This is a genomic window from Candidatus Thioglobus autotrophicus, assembly GCF_001293165.1.
Lineage (GTDB): Bacteria > Pseudomonadota > Gammaproteobacteria > PS1 > Pseudothioglobaceae > Thioglobus_A > Thioglobus_A autotrophicus.
Map to the genome: position 1 here is coordinate 681,424 of NZ_CP010552.1, position 20,884 is coordinate 702,307.

Below are 20,884 nucleotides of genomic sequence, written 5' to 3' on the forward strand. Positions count from 1 at the left end.
TAAAGGCTTATGCGTTTACAATATGATCCAAGTTAAAACGATTTTTTCTGTATGAAACGCATCCTATTATTAATTCTACTTAGCGCCCTTGGCACCTCTAGTATAGCAGGCGAGCAAATTCGACTCTACAAGCAGTACGTGGTAGGCATGCCTAAAGTTTTTTTACAAAAAGCCCATCCATTAGAAGACTGCTCTGCTAGGTACGAACAAGGCACCTTGTGCTTAAAAAACCATTCTTTAGCAGGTGAAGAAGCTGAGCTGGCCTTTCGCTTTCTAAATGATCGCCTGGTTTCTACCGTATTGATGCTACCGCTAACAGATGTCAGCAAAGTTAAAAAAATGTTCCATGCGCTTAAAACCCAATTTGACTTAGTTTTAATTGAAGATGGGAAAGAAAAATTCGACATCCTCGAGGTCAGTGCCAATACCTTTAATAAAGATGAATTTACCCAAATGATTGCCGATTTTGAAAATGAGGCATATCAAAATCATAACATTAAGTACACTTTTATCAGCAAAGAAGAATTTGTAGCACAATCTAGAAAATCTCATAATTTTGCTGATATTTTTAAAAACGCACCGCTACAAATGCGCGCTGCCACTTACAGCGTTGGACGTAAAGACGGGCAAGTTATCGCCACCATTAGCTTTATTGTGCCGGGTATTACCGAAAGCTATCTTGATCAAAATCCAATTGTTGAAGACTTTTAAATGACTAATATTCACGCCATTATTCTGGCAGCGGGCAAAGGCACGCGCATGAACTCATCCAAGCCTAAAGTCTTGCAAACTTTAGCAGATAACACACTCTTGGGTCATGTACTCAAACAAGCCAAATTAATCAGTCAGAAAATCCATGTAGTGTATGGATTTGGCGGTGCACAAGTTCAGCAAACTATTAATGATAACCATATTAACTGGGTTGAACAAAAACAGCAATTGGGCACAGGACATGCGGTGCAACAAGCAACACCCCATATTGAAGATAATTCAATATCGCTCATCTTATATGGCGATGTGCCACTTATTCAACGCGCAACACTGGAGCAGCTAATTAGCGCTTGCAAAACATCGGGTATTGCTCTTTTATCCGTGATTTTAGAAAATCCAACAGGATACGGTCGCATCATTCGCGACAACAACATCATTCAAGCCATTGTCGAGCAAAAAGATGCAAGCGCTGAACAGCTCAAAGTCTGTGAAGTTAATACCGGCATCATGGCAGTTCGAACAACACTGCTTAAAAAATATTTAAATAGTCTAGATACAAACAATGCCCAAGGCGAACTCTACCTCACTGATATCATTGCATCTGCCGTTAATGATGGCAAAACTATTTCCTCGGTTATTACCACCGACGAGTTTGAGGTGGCTGGCGTCAATGACAAAACTCAACTCGCCGAACTCGAACGTATCTATCAACAACAAAAAGCCGCTAAATACATGCAGCTTGGCCTGAGTCTAAAAGATCCGTCGCGCTTTGATTGTCGTGGCGAATTAAGCTTTGGACAAGATTGCGAAATTGACTTTAACACCCTCATTGAAGGTGTAGTCACACTGGGCAATAATACAACAATTGCGCCGAACTGCTGTATAAAAAACTCTAAAATCGGTGATAACGTCACAATATTGGCAAATTCAGTGATTGAAGATGCTGTCATTGGCAATGGCGCTTCAATCGGCCCATTTGCACGCATTCGCCCGCAAGCTAACATTGGAGAAAACGCTAAAATTGGTAATTTTGTCGAAGTTAAGAAATCTACCATCGGTAAAGGTTCAAAAGTGTCACACCTTAGCTATGTGGGCGACAGCACAGTTGGCAAAGGCGTTAACATTGGCGCAGGCGTCATTACTTGCAACTATGACGGCGTCAATAAACATCAAACCATCATTGGTGACGGTGCCTTTATTGGCTCAGACTCGCAGCTCGTCGCACCTATTAGCATTGGCAAGAACGCCACGATTGGCGCAGGATCAACCATCACTTCAAGTGCGCCAGAAGGCCAACTAACCTTAAGCAGATCAAAACAAAGACTTTTTCCAAGCTGGAAAAGACCAGTCAAACAATAAATGCTAACCTTACCTAGAAATGTCTGGCTACTCACAGCCGGACTTGCGCTGTTCATGTCACTGAGTGTCTTTGTGATTTTTCTAGGCGGTATTATTGGTCAAAATTTAGCACCCATGGATAGCCTGTCAACCTTACCTGTTGCTTTATTAGTGGTTGGCACAGCCAGTGGCATCATCCCTATTAACCGCATTATGTCTATCTTTGGCAGACGTCGAACTTTTTTAGGTGTTTGTATTTACACCCTAGGCATTATTACACTGGCCATTGTGGCGCTCAATAGTCAGTCTTTTTACTTATTCTGCACAGCCACTTTTTTATTTGGCATTACCACAGCAACTATGAACCAATTTAGATTTGCTGCGATTGAAAGTGTTGATCGTCACTTGAGCGCGACAGCTACTTCAGCTGTGCTGATTGGTGGCCTAGTTTCCGCCTATTTGGGGCCAGAGATTGCTCTATTAGGGCAAGACCTATTTAGCATTCAATTTGCTGGCTCTTTCGCTTTACTGAGTCTTTGTTTTGTTCTGGCCTTTGCACTACTGTGGTTTTATAAGCCCAATCATGTCACTTCAACAAACCATTCATCCTCAGGCAGAGAGTTACGCAATATCATCAGACAACGCGTTTTCATCGTCGCCATGTCGAGCGCAGCCGTTGGCTATGTGGTAATGAGCTACATCATGACAGCAACACCGATGAGCATGCACGTGATCGATGGGTTCTCTTTAGAGCATACCAAGTTTGTTATTCAGTCGCATGTTATTGCGATGTTCCTTCCTTCGCTATTTACTCCTTGGATTGTTAAGCTATTAGGCCTAAGTAAAATGATGATTGTCGGCGTTTTACTGTATTTTATTTGTGTTGCCATTGCCCTCTCAGGTCATGCACTAGACAACTACTGGATAGCGCTTATTTTGCTAGGACTGGGCTGGAATTTTTTATTCATTGGCGGCACTAGCTTGCTGCCCCAGTCTTACACTGATTCTGAAAAATTCAAAGTCCAGTCAGTTAACGACTTTTTAATTTTCAGCCTACAAGCCGTTGCCTCACTTTCTGCCGGCTGGTTTGTGTTTAACTTTGGCTGGGAAAGTGTGTTGTTATCTGTCGTACCCCTATTGGTAGTACAACTACTATTATTACTTTGGTGGCTGAAGGTTAAAGCTTAATAATTAAGCTTTGTCTATCCCAAACAATCTCAGCCTCACCTTAAAAACAGCCAGTGCATAGTCTATGCTTAACCCCTTATTTTAGTGCTGATTGCATAAAATCAGTATGTGTATAATCAATCGAATTAATCTGGTGTGGCTATAAATATACTAGTATGATTAAGCCATAATAACTAACTTTATTAGCAAATATTTTATATGTTTATTAGTGTTTTAGAATTATTCAAAGTCGGCATTGGACCGTCAAGCTCTCATACCATGGGGCCCATGGTAGCTGCGCATGCTTTTATTAATCACGTACGTGCACAGCCCACTCAGACCGACACCCACATTCGCTGCACATTAAAGGATTCTTTGGCGCACACAGGTATTGGCCATTCAACTGATTTGGCCATTATATTGGGCCTACATGACTACTTGCCTGAAAGCTTATCCCAGATCGATGTGGAAGCGCTCAGCCATCAATTACGACGCAAAAAAACGCTTGAACTAACAGAGAATTTTAACGTGGGATTTGATACTGAAAAATCGCTTATTTTTGACAAGAAGCACTCACTACCTCAGCATCCAAACGGCATGGTATTTAACTGGCTGGACAATTCAGAAAAAATACTACTTTCAAAAACCTACTTTTCTATTGGCGGTGGATTCATCACCACATTGGAAAACATTGATCAGCTTCAAGCCCCTATGCTCAGCAAAACTCACGCACAATGCCCCTATGCATTTGACTCAGCCGATGCTATGCTGCTCATGTCAAAACAGAGCAATTTATCGATTGCGCAAATGAAATATGCCAACGAAACCCAGAGCCTTTCCAAAAAATCACTAGAACAGGGCTTGGATAAAATTTGGCAATCTATGGAGATCTGTGTCGAAAAAGGCTTGCAAGGCGAGGGTATACTGCCTGGTGGCTTAAACACACCTCGGCGCGCTAAAAATATACATCAGCAGCTAACACGAGATCCAGACAATGCAGATGCAAATGATTGGCTCTGTGCTTATGCAATGGCTGTGAATGAGGAAAATGCCTCAGGTCATATGGTAGTCACAGCGCCAACCAATGGCGCCGCTGGAATTATTCCGGCTGTTTTATATTACTTGGTGCATCATCAAAATGCTGAGCAGCAACAAATCTATGATTTTTTACTAACCGCCGCTGCAATTGGCGGATTAATCAAACACCGAAGCTCTATCTCAGGCGCCGAAGTAGGCTGTCAGGGTGAGGTTGGCTCGGCCTCTTCGATGGCAGCGGCTGGACTTTGCGCTGCTAAAAAAGGCAGTAGTGCACAAATTGAAAACGCTGCAGAAATTGCCCTAGAGCATCACCTAGGCTTAACCTGCGATCCTGTTAAAGGCTTGGTGCAAATTCCGTGTATTGAGCGCAATGGCTTTGGCGCAATTAGCGCCTATCTCGCCGCCTCTCTGGCATTAAGAGAAAGTGGAGAGCATTTAATTTCCCTAGATCGCTGTATCGAAACCATGAAAAAAACAGGACTTGACATGTCTAGCAAATACAAAGAAACTTCTCTTGGCGGCTTAGCGCTCAGCATGACTGAATGTTAAGCCAATAGCCTTAATCGCTTAAAAATTTTGGAAATTTCCCAAATGGGCTTATATTAGTAAAAAATGCTAAAAATAGGTAGTTTTAGGGTAAAAATAGATAATAATTACGATAAATATCGATTTTTTAACAAAAAATAGGCTGTTTATCGCTAAAAACTATAAAAAATATACCAATATCTGGACTCATTCGCAAAATCTGCGAAATTTTAATGATAAATTGGATTTTTACCAGATTTTAAAGTGGTAATTTTTTCCAAAATCAAGCCGTAAGGAATTTGAAAAGTCAGGAGCTTATAAATTATAAGCGACTGCTTTTGAAAATTTCGACAACAAAGCGTTTGGAAAAAAGTACCCTTTAAAATTCGATGCCTTCAATTTCAGCAATCGTGTGGATGTCCTTATCACCACGCCCTGAAAGGTTGATGATAATATGCTGATCGGGTGTTAATGTTTGCGCAAGCTTGAAGCCGTAGGCCACCGCGTGAGAAGACTCGAGTGCAGGCAAAATACCTTCAACTTTGGTTAGCGTGTGAAAGGCGTCTAGCGCTTCGTCATCAGTAATGGCAACATAATGTGCGCGACCTGAATCTTTCAAATAGGCATGCTCAGGCCCAACACCGGGATAATCTAGCCCGGCAGAGATTGAGTGGCCTTCAATAATTTGCCCGTCTTTATCTTCCATCAAATAAGTACGATTACCGTGCAACACACCAACACTGCCTGCACATAAAGGTGCCGCATGTGCAGTTGGACCTTTTTCAAGGCCGTGCCCTGCTGCTTCTACACCGTAGATTTCAACTGATTTATCATCAATAAATTCATGAAAAAGACCAATTGCATTTGATCCACCGCCCACACAAGCTACCAATGCATCTGGCAAACCGCCCACTTGATCGGCAAACTGCTTTTTCGCTTCTTTGCCAATAATACTTTGAAAATCGCGCACCATCATTGGATAAGGGTGCGGACCTGCGACGGTGCCAATGATATAAAAAGTGTCATCAATATTAGTAACCCAGTCGCGCATAGCTTCATTAAGCGCATCTTTTAGAGTTTTTGAGCCCGACGTTACTGGAATGACTGTTGCTCCGAGTAACTTCATACGAAAAACATTCAAAGCTTGGCGCGCAACATCCACCTCACCCATATAAACCACACACTCAAGCCCTAGCCTAGCTGCCACGGTCGCTGTTGCAACGCCGTGTTGGCCTGCACCAGTTTCAGCAATAATGCGTGTCTTTCCTAGACGCTTTGCCAATAAAGCCTGACCAATCGTGTTGTTTACTTTATGTGCACCGGTATGATTTAAGTCTTCACGTTTGAGGTGAATCTGCGCACCGCCGAGTTTTTGGCTTAAATTTTGCGCATGATATAGTGGCGTAGAACGCCCCACATAATGCTTGAGATCGTGCTCAAACTCGGCTATAAAATCTGGATCATCTTTAAATTTTTCATAAGCATCCTTAAGTTCGGTAACAGCTGTAACCAGTGTTTCTGGCATAAATGCGCCGCCATATTGTTCGAAATGACCCTTATCGTCGGGTAAATTGTAATTACTCATAAGTTTGCTTGTTGAATGAATTGTTGTATTTTTTCAAGATCTTTAACGCCTTTTGCGCTTTCTACACCGCTGGATACATCGAGCGCATAAGGATTGACTTGATTCACCGCCTGAGCAGCAGTTTCAGGGTTAAGCCCTCCTGCCAAAATAATCGGCAACTCAATATCTACTTGAGCCAACGACCAATCAAAACGCTCGCCCGTACCGCCATAATTCGTTGGGTGGTAAGCATCTAATAACAGACCGCTGGCCTGCTGATACGCTTGTGCGAGTTGGGGAATGTTTGTCTGCTCATTGACCCGCAAAGCCTTAATATACGGCATAGCATATTGTGCGCATTCTAGCGGCGATTCATCACCATGAAATTGCAAAGTATCCAGTGGCACTTCACACAACACCTCATCAATAAAATATGAATCGGCGTTAACAAATAAGCCTACCCGATTAATAAAAGGTGGCAATGCCTGAACAATTTCTAGGGCGCGCTCAACCTCAACATAACGCGGAGATTTTTGATAAAAAACCAAGCCAATTGCGTCAATACCCAGCAAGGACGCATCACGTGCATTTTGAGCCTGAGTAAAACCACAAATTTTGATTTTCATTTATTTTCCTTCAGCGTCTAACTTGGCTCTAATGGTATCACGATCAACCCACCAGTTGTCACCAACGAGCTGCTCAACCGCGCTAGAAAGCTTGGGCAAGAATACTTCTGGCTTATCTAATTGCAGGGTTTTACGCCATAAATCAAAGGTTGATTGGTCAGTCACATGCGAATGCTCATCGGCAACCGAGGCAATCATCTGTGAGGCAAAGAACGTTAAGTCGTCATTTGCACCGCGACGAATAGAAACAATATAGTGAGCTACTGCAGCAGCGTAGGCTTTAGTATCAGCACCCTTTGGCGACTCCTCTACTAAATGTTGTAGCATGGCCACGGTAATTTCTGGATCAATTGGGAAAGTAACGCTCAACCATAAAGCATGGCCCAATGCCTTTAATGCATCAGGACCTTCTGATAAAAACATCGCATCACAAGCTTCTGTTGCCAATTCCCAAAGCTCGTTGTCTTTCGCCAGATCAAAGGCTGCCATCGCCTTTTCCCAAGCATCCGCCCCCTTGTAACGCTCAACTTGAATGCGGGCAATTTCTAGCAAGGTGTTAATACGCTCCTCAACTGGCGTGTCTGGCGTTTGCTCAGAAAGCTGTTTTTCAAAAAACTCTAGGCGTGCGACCAGCTGCTCTTCGTTAGCATACAAATCTTCGCCGTCTTCTGCGTCAAATATTTGTTCTTTATTTAGGTATTTTCCCATGGCTTTTCCTTTAGTAAAAGGCCGCTTCTAGGCGGTCTTCCCAGTTATCTGGCACATCTGCATAATCGGGCTTCACATCCATACGGAAGAAGCGCTCATCAGAAGCTTTTGAGATGGTTTTAAGTACTACCACTAGCTCTTCAAAGCTATCAATTTGCGGATTTCCGATCATTATTTCGCTAATTAGTAACATAACATTTGATATTTAACAATAAATGCTTTGCATTTTACACCGACAAGGTGAAAAAAGGCTGTGTGATAATAAGGCTATGGCGCCCTATTACTTTTTCTTAGCGGGCTTTTTGGTAGATTTACTCGTAGATTTTTTAACTGTCGATTTTTTTGGCGCAGCTTTTTTGCGTGTTTTGGTTTTTGGCTTAAGCTTCCCAGAAATAGCCTTCTTACACTCTTCCAGGGTTAGATCAACAGGCTCTTTATCACCAAATACTTTTTTAATGGTAATATTTTTTTGCCCTTTTCCACGCTTTTTACCATTCCAAATATACGGTCCAAAGCGACCATTTAGGACTTGAATTTCAGACTCATCGAAGGTTTTAATAATGCGCTCTGCATCAAATTTTTCCTTGGCTGCAATTAGTTCTAACGCCGTTGTCAAATCCACTTCTTCTGGTATATGTTCTTTTAGAGAGACGTATTTTTTACCGTATTGAAGGTAAGGTCCAAAACGTCCATAGTTGGCTTTAATCACGCCATAATCATCTGTTTCACCAACGGTGCGCGGCATGTTGAATAATTCTAACGCCTCATCCAAAGTAATGGTTTCAATGTCAAGCGTACCTCTCAGTGCTGCAAAAGTAGGCTTGTCTTCATCGTCTTTATGACCAATTTGTGCAAATGCACCATAACGCCCAAAGCGAACACTGACCGGTTTTCCAGATTTTGGATCTTCGCCCAACTCACGCATACCATGTGTTTCTTCTCTAGAAATATCTGCTGCTGCTTCAATTTGCGCATGAAATGGATCATAGAAGTTTTTCACCACATTTTTCCAAGGCACATTTTGCGTCGCAACCGTGTCAAAATCACTTTCTAATTTGGCGGTAAATTCGTAATCAATAATATTACTAAAGTTTTTCACTAGAAAGTCATTTAACAAATAAGCAACATTCGTCGGAAAGAGTTTGTTCTTTTCAGCACCTGTTGTTTCACTAGGCCTTGACTCAACCACCGTATTGTCTTGTATCTCAATCAGTTCGTACTCACGCTCATAACCCTCTCGAGTTTCTTTGCTGACATAATTACGATCCTGAACCGTGGAGACCATAGTGGCAAAGGTAGACGGCCTACCAATACCCATTTCTTCCACTTTTTTAACCAACGAGGCTTCGGTATAACGCGGCTTGGCGCGAGAAAAACTCTCTCTTGCAGAGAAGCTAGCAAGGGTTAAAGCATCACCCTCACTCAAGTCAGGTAGCAATTTATCGTCAGCAGACAGATAATCATAAACTTTTAAAAAGCCTGGGAATGTTAAGATTTCACCGTTGGCCACAAATTGCTCATCTGCATTGGATGCCACGACTTTAATCTGGGTTTTTTGTAATTGTGCATCGCTCATTTGCGAGGCAAGTGTGCGCTTGTAAATAAGGCTATATAGTTTGGCCGTTTGCTCATCTACCCCATAAATACTTGGTTTGGTCAGATCCGTTGGGCGGATTGCCTCATGCGCCTCTTGTGCACCTGAATCTTTAGTCTTAAAGCGTCTGGTATGGTGATATTGTTCACCAAACTCTTGCTCAATCACCTTGCCTGCTGCTTCAATTGCAGTTTCTGATAGGGTGAACGAGTCTGTTCTCATGTACGTAATCGATCCTTCGCGATACAAATTCTGGGCAATGGTCATGGTTTGCTTAACCGAAAATCCCAATTTTTGCGAGGCTTCTTGTTGTAAAGTTGAGGTGATGAAGGGCGCTTTTGGCGAACGTTTTGAAGGTTTTTTCTCAATCGAGATAACCTTCAATTCTGCTGATAATAACTTGGTGGCAAAAGCGAATGCCTCTGTCTTAGAGTCAAAATCTTTATTGAGCTTAACATCAACTACTTCACCACTTGCATTTACCAGTTCAGCTTTAACTTTGTAAGTTGATACCGAGGTGTGCTGAGTAATCTCTCTTTCTCTTTCAACCACAAGACGCATCACCGGAGACTGTACACGCCCCGCTGAACGCGCCCCTGAGATTTTGCGCCATAATACCGGCGAAATTTCAAAACCTACTAAGCGATCAATAATTCGGCGTGCTTGTTGCGCATCTACTAAATGATAGTCCACCGTTCTTGGTGCGGTAATGGCGCTAGTAATCGCGCCTTTAGTAATTTCGTGAAAAACGATTCTAGCGGTATCTTTTGGAAGTTTGAGTGCTTCTAGCAAATGCCAAGCAATGGCCTCACCTTCGCGATCCTCATCCGTTGCTAGGTACACTTTTTCTGCTGACTTAACCGCTTTGCGCAATTCGGCAACAACTTTCTTTTTATCAGCTGTTACTTCATAGGTAGGCTCGAAGTTATTTTCAATGTCGATACCCATGTTCTTTTTTGGCATATCGCGAATATGGCCAATACTTGACTTAACAACATAATCTTTGCCCAAAAATTTTTCAATCGTTTTGGCCTTGGCAGGGGACTCAACGATAACTAAGTTCTTAGCCATTATTGTAAGGTACGGTTTTCATCAAGAAACACAATAGACTCAAGCCATTGAGCCGATATTTCGCCGTCGACACTATTGCCCAATACCATCATAACTACCCATTTCAGATCTTCTAATTCAATGCCAGTGTCGCCCAGTGACATTACTTGCTCAATAATCATTTCACGTTGATTAGCGTCTAGCTGGCCTACATTTTCCATAAACAGTAAAAAACCACGCGCCTTAGCATCCAATTTTGATTGCTCAGCATCTGTATAAATACGCATGCTGGTTTGATGAATTAAATCAAATGGCTTAATTTTTCCGTCTTGCAAGGTGGCGATATTTTCCAACCAGCTTAGCGCCTTATCAATACCTGCAACATCAAAGCCGGCATCTGATAGGTGAGCCTTTAGCTCACTATCGTTAATTTCGTGTGCGTTGTTCTGTTCCGCTTCTTCGAAAAGATAATCGAACATATAAGTAAGAACGTCGAGAATATTATGTGTCATGTTATAAATTTTATTTAATTAATACGTAGCCTTGTGCGTGCGTTTTTTCTAGCTTGCCTGCTAACTCTAACAAGAGTAACTCTTGAGATACTACCTGTGGGCTGAGTCGGGTTTTTTCAACCAACTGATCAACACTCAAAGGTTCATAGCTGAGACATTTTAATACTTTAGACCCAGTTTTGTCCATCTCTTTTATAGAATCGGTATTTTTCTGTGGCAGTATATCACTCAATGAGTCCTTTGGTAGCTCCTCAACAATGTCATTTACACTGCTAACCAGCTTAGCACCTTGATTAATCAAATAGTGACATCCTTCAGACAAAGGGTTGTGAATTGAGCTGGGAATAGCAAATACTTCTTTACCTTGCTCGGCGGCCAGTTTGGCAGTAATCATCGTGCCGCTCTTAATACTTGCCTCAACCACTAGCGTGCCCAGACTCAAACCACTAATAAGTCGATTACGCCTAGGAAAGTTACTGGCCATGGGGGATGTGCCAATAAAAAATTCAGATATAAGTGCGCCCTGCATAGAAATTTGGTGTGCTAAAGACTTGTGTTTTGCTGGATAGATTCTATCAAGCCCTGTACCACACACAGCAATGGTTTTGGCGCCCTGCTCTAATGCGCCGATATGTGCTTGTGCATCGATACCACTAGCCATTCCAGAGGTAATGACCAAGCCCAGTTTGGCCAAATCAGCTGCAAATTGTTGTGCATTTTGCTCGCCACCTGTGGTGGGATTTCTACTGCCAACAATAGCCAACTGAGGATCCTGAAGACAATCAACATCACCCCTAACATAGAGTATCGGTGGCGGATCAGAGATGGTTTTTAATTGGGATGGATAACGTTTATCAATTAAGGTTAAGATGTGACAATTCTCTTTTTGCATCCAATCAAGATCCGCTTGCACAAGGGCCACATCAGCAGACGCCAAATAAGTCAGTGTTGGCTTTTTAAACAAACCAGTATTGAGTCTGTCACTATGGCTGGCAAGAAACACTTGTTGTGGCGTTTCAAAATGTTGCAACGCTTTATAGAATGTTTTAATGCCTAAATGTGGCGCTTTTAACAATAACAACCAATAAACCAAATCCATTAACGACCTTATCTAAAATCTTGAATAGGGGTCATTGTAGCATCTATATTAGTCTACAAGCTATATTCGTCACAGTTAATGCCAAGCGCAGTAAGTTATGGTAAAATTGCAAGATTTTATTGAACAATATCCGTTATGAAGCAAAAGAGAACCTTTCAACCAAGTGTTATTAAGCGTAAGCGTAAGCACGGTTTCAGATCAAGAATGAGTACTAAAGCAGGCCGTGCAGTTGTTAATGCGCGCAGAAGAAAGGGACGTAAGCGCTTAACAGCTTAAACCATTCAGATGTCTTTTAGATTAACTCGCCAATCTAAAGTATTAAAACCTAGCGACTATAAATCCATTTTTAATCATGGAAAAATGACTAGGGGAAAATATTGGCAAGTTATGTCTATTAAGACGGATGATTCTCCGGCCAAACTTGGTCTGGCAATTTCTAAAAAAGTACATCGTTTAGCGGTTCAACGTAATCGCTTCAAACGATTAGCGCGTGAAGCCTTTAGGCTTAGACAAGCTCAGCTAGGGAATTGGGAGTTTGTGGTCATGGCTAAGCGCTCGAAGCCTGCTAATAATGCCGTTATCACGCAGGACTTGGCTACTTTATTTAATAAAGTAGTTGGCAAATAATGCGCTATCTATTATTAATACCGATTAAACTCTATCAGCTACTGATCAGCCCTTTTCTCGGTTCTAATTGTCGTTTTCAGCCTACCTGTTCTCAATACGCCTACGATTCTGTCAAAGATCATGGCTTGATAAAAGGCTTTATATTAGCTGCAAAACGTATCGGCAAATGTCATCCTTGGCACGAGGGTGGCCTTGACCCAGTACCTAAAAAATAACTTAACTTTAATTAAAAATAAATCCGATGAATAATCAAAAATTTTTCCTTATTATTGCCATACTTCTTAGTATTTTCTTACTCAATGAGCAGTGGGATAGACAACATGCAACTGATGCCAATGGTGACTTAATCTATCAAGCAAAAACTGAAAACACTGTAGACGCCTCTATTAGCAAAAATGCTAACGTGCCAAGTGCGATTCGCACCAACCCAACCCCTAACGTTCCAGCGACAAAAACTACTCATAATGGCGAGTTTGTAACGGTCATTACTGATTTGCTAACATTAGAAATTAGCCACAAAGGCGGTACTATTACTAACGCTTGGCTCAATGATTATCCAATTGAATTAGGCTCTATTGCCAATTTTCAACTACTAAGTGATACGCCTAATGAACTATTCCAGGCGCAAAGTGGTTTATTGCCAAGTGAGCAAATGCCAACACATCACTCTGTCTTTAACGCAGCTCAAACACACTACCAAATGCAAGGTGATACACTGGTAGTGCCATTAACATGGATTGGTGAAAACGGCGCTGTCGTCACTAAAAACTACCACTTTAGCAAAGGTAGTTATATGGTCAATATCGATTACCAAGTAAGCAATAACTCAAATAATCCGCTGGATGTTACCAGCTACACTCAATTAGTGCGCAATGCACTAGACCAGTCAAACATGATGATGCCAACCTATACCGGTGGTGCTAAATATGACGACCAAGAAGTGTATGAAAAAATTGAGTTTGATGAATTCAACGAACAACCAGAAACCACTTCTAAAGGTGGCTGGTCAGCAATGATCCAGCATTATTTCTTTGTGGCCATGATTCCTGAAGCCCAAAATACACACAATTATTCTGCCAAAGTCAACAACGGAAAATACTTACTAACGATTGTTAATTCTGCTCAAAATATTGCCCCTGGCGCAACTGCCACACTTGGAAAGAATGCTTTATATATTGGCCCTAAAGAACAAGCACATATTGATGATTTAGCGCCCGGTCTCGACAAAACCGTTGATTACGGTATTTTGTTTATTATTGCCAAGCCACTTTCAGAAGTATTGAACTGGATTTATGCCTATGTCGGGTCATGGGGTTATGCCATCATTATTCTCACCATCTTGATCAAGCTAGCCTTCTACAAACTCAGTGAAAAATCTTACCGTTCAATGGCAGGCATGAGAAAACTCTCCCCAAGGTTGGCCAAGTTAAAAGAAACGTATGGCGACGATAAAGAGAAAATGGGTCAAAAGACCATGGAGCTATACCGCAAAGAAAAAATCAATCCAGCGGCTGGTTGTTTGCCAATCTTAGTGCAAATTCCAGTTTTCATCTCTCTTTATTGGGTGCTATTAGAAATGGTTGAATTACGCCAAACCCCTTTTTGGTACTTGCTTGACTTGGCTGCGCCAGACCCATTCTACATTTTGCCACTCATCATGGGTGCCTCTATGTTTGTACAGCAAAAGCTAAATCCGCCGCCGCCTGACCCAATGCAAGCCAAAATTATGATGGCACTACCATTCGTCTTTACCATCTTCTTCTTGTGGTTCCCATCAGGACTGGTTCTTTACTGGGTGATTAACAATATCTTGTCAATTGCACAACAGTGGTTTATCAATAAGCGCATTAATGGCTAACGTCATCGCCTCAACGGATGACTACCAATTTTGGCGAGATGAAAAGCTTGCCAACGCTCAGACTGATATTGAAAGCTGCCTAATAGAAGTCAGTAACCCTGCTCAACTATCAACGGCTGAAAAATCACAAATCGCCTATTTATGTCGTGTTAATAATTTTGCATTATTTCACACGCCTACTCAACCAAACTACGAATCTAGCATGGTCAGCTTTAATAAGCAGTTTGGCTTAAAAGCATTTGATCAGCATTTATATGTTCAAAATCAGGGCTTGGCTCATATCACTCAAAGTGATCAAGCAGATCAAGCGGAGTTTATTCCTTACACAAGCCGTGCTATTGGCTGGCATACAGATGGCTATTACAATGCACCTGAAGAACGCATTCGTGCGTTCTCTTTATTTTGTGTTAGGCCAGCGCAAATGGGAGGCGAAAATCAATGGATTGATCAACAAATGGCCTATTTACTCTTGAGAGAACAGAATCCAGATGTGACAAAAGCACTGACCCATGCTCAAGCTATGAGCATACCCAAACATGTGGTCAATGGCCAAACTAGGCGAAAAACTTCCATTGGGCCTATTTTTTTCACCGATGAAATGACTGGTCAACTTTATATGCGCTACACTCAAAGAAAGAAAAATATCGACTTTTATGATTCTGCTGAAATCAGGCAAGCGGTTGAAATTTTAGACCTGTTTTTAGCCAGTAGCACACCTTATCATTTCACTCACACCATGAGCGCCAATCAAGGGATTTTGTGCAACAATGTTTTGCATAAACGCTCGGCTTTTACCGACCGGCAAGATACACCCAGATTAATGCTGAGAGGGCGCTATTTTAATCGCGTACAATCTTAATTATGATTTCAGGCCATCAACTAGATATTGCAACACAAAGACCCTCTGATAATTTCAATCAACGCCCAGATGGCACGAACATCACTCTGGTCGTTATTCACAATATTTCACTACCTCCGGGGGAGTTTAACAATAACTATATTGAGGACTTTTTTACCAACCAATTACAAACTGATCAACACCCCTATTTTGAAACACTAAAAGAGGTTAAAGTTTCTGCACACTTGTTAATTAAACGTGATGGTCGCATTATTCAATTTGTAGATTTTGATCAGCGTGCTTGGCATGCAGGGCGCTCGAGTTTTAACCAAATTGATGACTGCAATAACTATTCAATTGGTATTGAGTTAGAAGGTACAGATAATAGCCCTTACGAAACGCTACAATATCAGTCATTAAATCAAGTATTATCAATTTTAAAAGCGCACTATCCCATTACAGACATTCGAGGTCATAGTGAGATCGCGCCAGGCAGAAAAACTGACCCTGGCCCTGCATTTGACTGGAGAAAATTAAAATGAAATTATTAAACAAAGCCTATCTTCGTGCAAAAAAAATTAAGCTAATCATTTTTGATGTTGATGGCGTGCTAACCGATGGTGGCCTGTATTTTTCCGATGAAGGAATCGAGCTGAAACGCTTTAATTCGCTAGATGGTTTGGGCATCAAACTCTTAAAGAAAAGTGGTGTTGAGCCAGCTGTAATCAGCGCAAGAGACACGCCAAATGTGGCCCATCGCATGAACAATCTAGGTATTGAACACTTCTATCAAGGTCAAAATGATAAGCTGATTGCCTTTAACGAACTCTTAAAAAAACTTTCTCTTAAGGCTGAACAAGTGGCTTACGTAGGTGACGATGTAATTGATCTACCCGTTATGCGTAATATTGGCTTACCAATTGCAGTTGCTAATGCTCATGACTTAGTTAAAGATAACGCCTGCCTAATCACGCAAAAGCGTGGCGGACATGGTGCTGTTAGAGAAGCTTGTGACTTTATTTTAAAAGCACAGGATAATTACGATTCAGCTATGGGTGCTTACTTGGTATGACTGCTTTTCAAAAACTCTGCTACGATACACTTAAGCACCACGTCCCTGCAGGGTCTGTTACCACCTACGGTAATTTAGCTAAACTCATGAAACACCCTAAAGCCTATAGAGCAGTGGGCACAGCCATGAATAAAAATCCTAATGCGCCTGAGGTACCTTGCCATCGAGTGGTTAAGTCTAATGGCGAACTGGGTGATTATGCTTTTGGCTCAAACTTAAAACAAAAACGCCTTCAAGAAGAAGGCGTTCAGGTCGTTAATAACAAGATTGTCAACTTTAAAGATATCTGTCTTTAAATCTTTTTACCTCTCATCTTCGAAATCATTTGTAGTTGAGCCATTGATTCAGCTAACGCAGCCTGTGTTGAAGAGATATCTTGATCAGTATCAGCATTTTCCATTGCCTCCTCTGCTCTTTGCTTCGCTTCTAACGCTTTTGACTCATCTAAATCATGTGCACGAATAGCCGTGTCCGAGAAAATTGTTACGACCGTTGGCTGCACTTCAACAATACCGCCAGATACATAAATAGACTCAAAGCCACTTTCAGTTTCAACACGCACCTCACCAGGTCGTAGCGTTGATAATAGTGGTAAATGCTGAGGATAGATACCTAGCTCACCATTACTACCCGGTGCAAACACACACTTAACTTCACCTGAATACAGGGATTCAGTGGCGCTGACGATATCAACCTGGATCATTGACATTTACGCACTCTCCGCAGCTCGCGCGCGAACTTCTTCAATGGAGCCCGTCATATAAAATGCCTGCTCAGGAATATCATCTAACTCACCATTAAGAATTGCCTGGAAGCCAGAAATAGTGTCTTTAAGTGATACATACTTACCTGGAGAACCCGTAAACACTTCTGCCACAAAGAATGGTTGAGATAAGAAACGCTGTACTTTACGAGCACGGGATACCGCTTGTTTGTCTTCTTCAGATAGCTCATCCATACCCAAAATTGCAATAATGTCTTTTAATTCTTTATAGCGCTGTAAAACACCTTGAACGCCACGCGCAATATCATAATGCTCTTGACCAACAATTAACGGATCAAGCTGACGAGAAGTTGAATCTAGTGGATCTACCGCAGGGTAAATACCTAGTTCAGCTACTTGACGTGATAATACAACAGTTGCATCTAAGTGAGCAAAGGTTGTTGCAGGTGATGGGTCAGTTAAGTCATCCGCAGGTACATATACCGCTTGAATTGAAGTAATTGAACCCTTCTTAGTAGAAGTAATACGCTCTTGTAATGCGCCCATTTCTGAAGCCAATGTTGGCTGGTAACCTACCGCTGATGGCATACGACCTAATAATGCTGATACTTCTGTACCCGCAAGCGTGTAACGGTAAATGTTGTCAATAAATAACAAGACATCACGACCTTCATCACGGAAATACTCGGCCATTGTTAGACCTGTTAGAGCAACACGTAATCTATTTCCCGGTGGCTCATTCATTTGGCCATACACTAGAGATACTTTATCCAAAACGTTTGATTCTTTCATCTCGTGGTAGAAATCGTTACCCTCACGAGTACGCTCACCCACACCGGCAAATACAGAGTAGCCTGAGTGCTCAATCGCAATGTTACGAATAAGCTCCATCATGTTAACGGTCTTACCAACACCCGCACCACCAAATAAACCAACTTTACCACCCTTAGCGAATGGACAAACTAAGTCAATTACCTTAATACCTGTTTCTAATAATTCTGCAGCAGGAGCAAGCTCATCATAAGCGGGTGCTGGACGGTGAATAGCCCAATTAGCTTCCTCACCAATATCACCTGCATTATCAATAGGCTGGCCTAATACATTCATGATGCGGCCTAGTGTCTTAGTGCCCACCGGAACTTGAATAGGAGCGCCTGTGTTAGTTACCTCAATGCCACGCTTTAAGCCTTCAGAGCCACCCATCGCAATACCACGAATTGTATTATCGCCTAATTGCTGCTGCACTTCAATTGTCAGGCCTGTCTCGGTAACAACCAAGGCATCATAAATATTTGGAATATTGTCTGCCGGGAATTCGACATCAATAACCGCACCAATAATTTGTGTAATTTTTCCGCTGCTCATTTTGCTTTTCCTTTTTTAAAACTCTATTTGTTTAATTCTATACTGCGGCTGCACCACTAACAATCTCAGAAATTTCTTGAGTAATTGCCGCTTGCCTTGCCTTATTGTAAACCAATTCTAATTCATCAACCATATCACCAGCATTATCAGTCGCACTCTTCATGGCGATCATTCGTGATGACTGCTCACAAGCAATATTTTCGACCAAACCCTGATAAACGATTGCCTCAATGTATCTAACTAACAAAGCGCTTAGCGCCTCTTCTGCATCAGGCTCGTAAATATAATCCCAACGATGACTCATGCCTTCTGCTTCTGAAGCAACCATTGGAATCAATTGTGCCGTTGTCGGCACCTGAGTCATGGTGTTTTCAAATTTATTGTAGGCAACTGACAATTGTTGAATTTCATCATTATCATAGGCATCCAGCATCACTTTAACCGTACCTAAAAGGTCGTCAAAGTGTGGCGCATCACCAAGGCCTGTTAAGACAGAATTAATTTTTAGGCCTGAATTCTTGAAAAATGAAGTGGCTTTTTTACCAATGGTGCAAATATCAACTTCGATACCTTTCGCTTGATAATCAGCAACTTCTTTTAATAGACTTCTGAATAAATTAGTATTTAGACCACCACATAAGCCTCTATCGCTAGAGATGATAATGATACCAATACGCTTAAGCTCACCAACCTCTTTCATATAAGGATGCTCAAACTCTGGGTGTGCGTTCGCCAAATGACCAATCACCTTGGTGATTTTTTCAGAATAAGGGCGTGACGCAATCATTCTATCTTGGGCCTTTTTCATTTTAGACGCTGCCACCATTTCCATGGCCGATGTGATCTTCTGAGTATTTTTAATACTCGCGATCTGCGTTCTAATTTCCTTTCCAGCTGCCATATTATTTATTTACCAAGTGTGGTTTGCCTTAAAATCATCAATTGCTGCTTGTAATTGGCCAGCAATATCATCGTTATAATCACCCGTCTCATTAATGTTGTCCATTAATGCTGATTGATTAGAACCCATGTATGTTAGCAAGGCTCTTTCAAAGTCAACCACTTTGTTTGCCTCAAGATCGTCTAAAGATCCAGAGTTTGCAGCAAACAATGAAGTCGCTAATTCTGCTACAGATAATGGCTGGTATTGATCTTGCTTCATCAACTCTGTTACACGTTGACCACGATCAATTTGCGCCTTTGTTTCTGCATCAAGGTCTGAGGCGAATTGAGCAAAAGCTGCCAATTCACGGTACTGCGCCAAGTCAAGACGAATACCACCGCCTAACTTCTTAATAATATTTGTTTGCGCTGCACCACCAACACGTGATACTGAAAGACCCGCATTAATCGCTGGCCTGATACCGGCATTAAACAAGTCAGTTTCTAAGAAAATCTGACCATCTGTAATTGAAATCACATTCGTTGGTACAAACGCTGATACGTCGCCACCTTGAGTTTCAATAATTGGCAATGCTGTTAGTGAACCTGTTTTACCTTTAACTTCACCATTTGTCATTTGCTCAACGTACTCAGCATTCACACGCGATGCACGCTCTAATAAACGAGAGTGCAAGTAGAATACATCACCCGGGTACGCTTCACGTCCTGGTGGACGCTTAAGAAGCAATGATACTTCACGGTAAGCCCAGGCTTGTTTTGTTAAGTCATCATAAACGATTAGTGCATCTTCGCCACGATCACGGAAGTACTCTGCCATTGAACAACCTGCATATGGTGCAATGTACTGAAGTGCTGGAGATGAAGCAGCGCCAGCATTAACAATAATTGTATTTTCTAATGCGCCATGCTCTTCTAGTTTACGTACAACAGCTGCTACTGAAGAATCCTTTTGACCAATAGCAACATAAACACAACGAATGCCTGTGTCTTTTTGATTAATAATTGCATCAATTGCTACAGCAGTCTTACCTGTTTGACGATCGCCAATAATAAGTTCACGCTGGCCACGACCAACTGGAACCATTGCGTCAATCGCTTTAACACCTGTTTGAATTGGCTGATCAACTGACTTACGCTCAATAACGCCTGGTGCCATAACCTCTAATGGAAGAGAGCTGTTAGTATCGATAGCGCCTTTACCGTCAATCGGCTGACCTAATGGATTAACCACACGACCAAGCATCGCTTCACCAACTGGAACTTCAACCAATCTGTTGGTACATTTAACAACATCACCTTCAGATAAGTGAAGGTAAGCGCCTAGTACAACTGCACCCACTGAATCTTGCTCAAGGTTAAGCGCCATACCGAAAGTATTACCCGGAAATTCAAGCATTTCACCAAATTGAACATCAGCCAGTCCATGAATTCGAACAATACCGTCACTAACACTAACAATTGTGCCTTCAGTGCGCGCTTCTGCTGCAAAGTCAAAACCTTCTATTTGTTTTTTAATTAAATCACTAATTTCACTGGCGTTTAATTGCATAACTCTTCCTTTTATA

General features: G+C 41.8%; 23 protein-coding genes. 12 read left to right on the top strand and 11 right to left on the bottom strand.

Annotated features, from left to right (window positions below; all coding sequences use genetic code 11):
- The first annotated feature begins 51 nt into the window (after positions 1–51).
- The 4 genes from SP60_RS03675 to SP60_RS03690 all read left to right on the top strand — a co-directional run bounded on the left by SP60_RS03675 (position 52) and on the right by SP60_RS03690 (position 4,803).
- Entirely contained in the window at positions 52–711 is a 660-nt protein-coding gene (locus tag SP60_RS03675) for a hypothetical protein (protein WP_053951337.1), read from the top strand.
- Entirely contained in the window at positions 712–2,070 is a 1,359-nt protein-coding gene (gene glmU / locus SP60_RS03680; protein WP_053951338.1) for a bifunctional UDP-N-acetylglucosamine diphosphorylase/glucosamine-1-phosphate N-acetyltransferase GlmU, read from the top strand.
- The gene (locus tag SP60_RS03685; RefSeq protein WP_082319636.1) at positions 2,071–3,237 is read left to right on the top strand and encodes an MFS transporter; all 1,167 of its coding nucleotides are present in this window, start codon (positions 2,071–2,073) and stop codon (positions 3,235–3,237) included. It abuts the gene before it with no gap.
- Between the two features lie 198 nt (positions 3,238–3,435).
- A complete protein-coding gene (locus SP60_RS03690) occupies positions 3,436–4,803 on the top strand; it encodes an L-serine ammonia-lyase (protein ID WP_053951339.1) in 1,368 nt (455 codons plus the stop codon).
- Between the two features lie 355 nt (positions 4,804–5,158).
- On the opposite strand, the gene trpB is transcribed toward SP60_RS03690, so the two are convergent.
- From trpB to dprA, 7 genes are all read right to left on the bottom strand, one after another.
- Complete coding sequence (gene trpB, locus SP60_RS03695; protein ID WP_053951340.1) at positions 5,159–6,364, bottom strand: tryptophan synthase subunit beta; 1,206 nt, start codon at positions 6,362–6,364, stop codon at positions 5,159–5,161.
- Positions 6,361–6,969, bottom strand: a complete 609-nt coding sequence (locus tag SP60_RS03700) for a phosphoribosylanthranilate isomerase (RefSeq protein WP_053951341.1) — start codon at positions 6,967–6,969, stop codon at positions 6,361–6,363. The genes trpB and SP60_RS03700 overlap by 4 nt, the downstream gene beginning before the upstream one ends.
- Positions 6,970–7,677, bottom strand: coding sequence for a hypothetical protein (locus SP60_RS03705; protein WP_053951342.1), 708 nt, complete (start codon positions 7,675–7,677; stop codon positions 6,970–6,972). It lies immediately after the preceding gene.
- Between the two features lie 10 nt (positions 7,678–7,687).
- A complete protein-coding gene (locus SP60_RS03710; protein ID WP_053951343.1) occupies positions 7,688–7,870 on the bottom strand; it encodes a hypothetical protein in 183 nt (60 codons plus the stop codon).
- Between the two features lie 87 nt (positions 7,871–7,957).
- A complete protein-coding gene (topA, locus tag SP60_RS03715) occupies positions 7,958–10,342 on the bottom strand; it encodes a type I DNA topoisomerase (RefSeq protein WP_053951344.1) in 2,385 nt (794 codons plus the stop codon).
- On the bottom strand, positions 10,342–10,833 hold the full coding sequence (locus SP60_RS03720) for a Smg family protein (RefSeq protein ID WP_053951345.1): 492 nt from the start codon (positions 10,831–10,833) through the stop codon (positions 10,342–10,344). Before SP60_RS03720 ends, topA begins: the two co-directional genes overlap by 1 nt.
- 10 nt (positions 10,834–10,843) lie before the next feature.
- Entirely contained in the window at positions 10,844–11,932 is a 1,089-nt protein-coding gene (dprA, locus tag SP60_RS03725; protein WP_053951346.1) for a DNA-processing protein DprA, read from the bottom strand.
- A gap of 135 nt (positions 11,933–12,067) precedes the next feature.
- Here dprA and rpmH point away from each other — a divergent pair, with 135 nt between their 5' ends.
- From rpmH to SP60_RS03765, 8 genes are read left to right on the top strand one after another with little or no spacing between them, the layout of a single operon-like run.
- Complete coding sequence (gene rpmH / locus SP60_RS03730) at positions 12,068–12,208, top strand: 50S ribosomal protein L34 (RefSeq protein WP_053951347.1); 141 nt, start codon at positions 12,068–12,070, stop codon at positions 12,206–12,208.
- 9 nt (positions 12,209–12,217) lie between these two features.
- Positions 12,218–12,559, top strand: a complete 342-nt coding sequence (rnpA, locus tag SP60_RS03735; RefSeq protein WP_053951348.1) for a ribonuclease P protein component — start codon at positions 12,218–12,220, stop codon at positions 12,557–12,559.
- A complete protein-coding gene (gene yidD, locus SP60_RS03740; RefSeq protein WP_053951349.1) occupies positions 12,559–12,774 on the top strand; it encodes a membrane protein insertion efficiency factor YidD in 216 nt (71 codons plus the stop codon). Before rnpA ends, yidD begins: the two co-directional genes overlap by 1 nt.
- A gap of 26 nt (positions 12,775–12,800) precedes the next feature.
- Complete coding sequence (gene yidC / locus SP60_RS03745) at positions 12,801–14,417, top strand: membrane protein insertase YidC (RefSeq protein WP_053951350.1); 1,617 nt, start codon at positions 12,801–12,803, stop codon at positions 14,415–14,417.
- Complete coding sequence (locus SP60_RS03750) at positions 14,410–15,276, top strand: TauD/TfdA family dioxygenase (protein ID WP_053951351.1); 867 nt, start codon at positions 14,410–14,412, stop codon at positions 15,274–15,276. Before yidC ends, SP60_RS03750 begins: the two co-directional genes overlap by 8 nt.
- 2 nt (positions 15,277–15,278) lie before the next feature.
- Entirely contained in the window at positions 15,279–15,797 is a 519-nt protein-coding gene (gene ampD, locus SP60_RS03755) for a 1,6-anhydro-N-acetylmuramyl-L-alanine amidase AmpD (protein ID WP_053951352.1), read from the top strand.
- Entirely contained in the window at positions 15,794–16,327 is a 534-nt protein-coding gene (gene kdsC / locus SP60_RS03760) for a 3-deoxy-manno-octulosonate-8-phosphatase KdsC (RefSeq protein WP_053951353.1), read from the top strand. The genes ampD and kdsC overlap by 4 nt, the downstream gene beginning before the upstream one ends.
- On the top strand, positions 16,324–16,623 hold the full coding sequence (locus SP60_RS03765) for an MGMT family protein (RefSeq protein ID WP_053951354.1): 300 nt from the start codon (positions 16,324–16,326) through the stop codon (positions 16,621–16,623). Before kdsC ends, SP60_RS03765 begins: the two co-directional genes overlap by 4 nt.
- Here the strand turns inward: SP60_RS03765 and SP60_RS03770 are convergent.
- From SP60_RS03770 to atpA, 4 genes are read right to left on the bottom strand one after another with little or no spacing between them, the layout of a single operon-like run.
- Positions 16,620–17,036 carry a F0F1 ATP synthase subunit epsilon gene (locus SP60_RS03770; protein WP_053951355.1) on the bottom strand — a complete coding sequence of 139 codons (417 nt, stop codon included), beginning with the start codon at positions 17,034–17,036 and terminating at the stop codon, positions 16,620–16,622. The two genes, SP60_RS03765 and SP60_RS03770, sit on opposite strands and share 4 nt — an antisense overlap.
- Complete coding sequence (atpD, locus tag SP60_RS03775; RefSeq protein ID WP_053951356.1) at positions 17,037–18,416, bottom strand: F0F1 ATP synthase subunit beta; 1,380 nt, start codon at positions 18,414–18,416, stop codon at positions 17,037–17,039.
- Positions 18,417–18,453: 37 nt separating this feature from the next.
- A complete protein-coding gene (atpG, locus tag SP60_RS03780) occupies positions 18,454–19,317 on the bottom strand; it encodes a F0F1 ATP synthase subunit gamma (RefSeq protein WP_053951357.1) in 864 nt (287 codons plus the stop codon).
- A 9-nt stretch (positions 19,318–19,326) separates the two neighbouring features.
- Positions 19,327–20,868, bottom strand: a complete 1,542-nt coding sequence (gene atpA, locus SP60_RS03785) for a F0F1 ATP synthase subunit alpha (protein ID WP_053951358.1) — start codon at positions 20,866–20,868, stop codon at positions 19,327–19,329.
- Positions 20,869–20,884 lie beyond the last annotated feature (16 nt).

Excerpts from the sequence above, each read along its gene's own strand:
- SP60_RS03705 (WP_053951342.1), bottom strand. The coding sequence starts at position 7,677 with ATGGGAAAATACCTAAATAAAGAACAAATATTTGACGCAGAAGACGGC.
- rnpA (WP_053951348.1), top strand. The coding sequence starts at position 12,218 with ATGTCTTTTAGATTAACTCGCCAATCTAAAGTATTAAAACCTAGCGAC.
- SP60_RS03750 (WP_053951351.1), top strand. The coding sequence starts at position 14,410 with ATGGCTAACGTCATCGCCTCAACGGATGACTACCAATTTTGGCGAGAT.
- glmU (WP_053951338.1), top strand. The coding sequence starts at position 712 with ATGACTAATATTCACGCCATTATTCTGGCAGCGGGCAAAGGCACGCGC.
- rpmH (WP_053951347.1), top strand. The coding sequence starts at position 12,068 with ATGAAGCAAAAGAGAACCTTTCAACCAAGTGTTATTAAGCGTAAGCGT.
- SP60_RS03770 (WP_053951355.1), bottom strand. The coding sequence starts at position 17,036 with ATGTCAATGATCCAGGTTGATATCGTCAGCGCCACTGAATCCCTGTAT.
- atpD (WP_053951356.1), bottom strand. The coding sequence starts at position 18,416 with ATGAGCAGCGGAAAAATTACACAAATTATTGGTGCGGTTATTGATGTC.
- ampD (WP_053951352.1), top strand. The coding sequence starts at position 15,279 with ATGATTTCAGGCCATCAACTAGATATTGCAACACAAAGACCCTCTGAT.
- topA (WP_053951344.1), bottom strand. The coding sequence starts at position 10,342 with ATGGCTAAGAACTTAGTTATCGTTGAGTCCCCTGCCAAGGCCAAAACG.
- kdsC (WP_053951353.1), top strand. The coding sequence starts at position 15,794 with ATGAAATTATTAAACAAAGCCTATCTTCGTGCAAAAAAAATTAAGCTA.
- SP60_RS03720 (WP_053951345.1), bottom strand. The coding sequence starts at position 10,833 with ATGACACATAATATTCTCGACGTTCTTACTTATATGTTCGATTATCTT.
- SP60_RS03710 (WP_053951343.1), bottom strand. The coding sequence starts at position 7,870 with ATGTTACTAATTAGCGAAATAATGATCGGAAATCCGCAAATTGATAGC.
- yidD (WP_053951349.1), top strand. The coding sequence starts at position 12,559 with ATGCGCTATCTATTATTAATACCGATTAAACTCTATCAGCTACTGATC.
- yidC (WP_053951350.1), top strand. The coding sequence starts at position 12,801 with ATGAATAATCAAAAATTTTTCCTTATTATTGCCATACTTCTTAGTATT.
- SP60_RS03690 (WP_053951339.1), top strand. The coding sequence starts at position 3,436 with ATGTTTATTAGTGTTTTAGAATTATTCAAAGTCGGCATTGGACCGTCA.
- SP60_RS03765 (WP_053951354.1), top strand. The coding sequence starts at position 16,324 with ATGACTGCTTTTCAAAAACTCTGCTACGATACACTTAAGCACCACGTC.
- dprA (WP_053951346.1), bottom strand. The coding sequence starts at position 11,932 with ATGGATTTGGTTTATTGGTTGTTATTGTTAAAAGCGCCACATTTAGGC.
- SP60_RS03675 (WP_053951337.1), top strand. The coding sequence starts at position 52 with ATGAAACGCATCCTATTATTAATTCTACTTAGCGCCCTTGGCACCTCT.
- trpB (WP_053951340.1), bottom strand. The coding sequence starts at position 6,364 with ATGAGTAATTACAATTTACCCGACGATAAGGGTCATTTCGAACAATAT.
- atpA (WP_053951358.1), bottom strand. The coding sequence starts at position 20,868 with ATGCAATTAAACGCCAGTGAAATTAGTGATTTAATTAAAAAACAAATA.
- SP60_RS03685 (WP_082319636.1), top strand. The coding sequence starts at position 2,071 with ATGCTAACCTTACCTAGAAATGTCTGGCTACTCACAGCCGGACTTGCG.
- atpG (WP_053951357.1), bottom strand. The coding sequence starts at position 19,317 with ATGGCAGCTGGAAAGGAAATTAGAACGCAGATCGCGAGTATTAAAAAT.
- SP60_RS03700 (WP_053951341.1), bottom strand. The coding sequence starts at position 6,969 with ATGAAAATCAAAATTTGTGGTTTTACTCAGGCTCAAAATGCACGTGAT.